At 46.2% G+C, this 236-nt stretch carries 1 pseudogene; it reads left to right on the top strand.

The features are described 5' to 3' along the window. Positions 1 to 236 (top strand): annotated as a pseudogene (locus tag RRF55_RS27955) (aromatic acid/H+ symport family MFS transporter); the annotation flags it as partial.

Raw genomic sequence — 236 nt, 5'->3', positions numbered from 1 at the left:
ATTTATTTATTGGTTGCACTTGCAGGAGCGGCTTCGATTGGTTGTAGTATTTTGCTATATAGTTATGTGGCGCAATATTATCCATTGGCTGTTCGTTCAACCGGGTTGGGTTGGGCATCAGGGATTGGCCGTGTGGGTGCAATCGTGGGGCCAATTGTCATTGGTGTATTGTTGGGCATGGAATTACCACATAAGTTGAATTTTATTGCTGTGGCGATTCCTGCGGTGCTTGCTGC

Source organism: Klebsiella sp. K47, from assembly GCF_051858335.1.
Lineage (GTDB): Bacteria > Pseudomonadota > Gammaproteobacteria > Enterobacterales > Enterobacteriaceae > Klebsiella > Klebsiella pneumoniae.
Note: the sequence above shows the minus strand (reverse complement) of the source record. Positions and strands in the feature narration are given on the sequence as shown.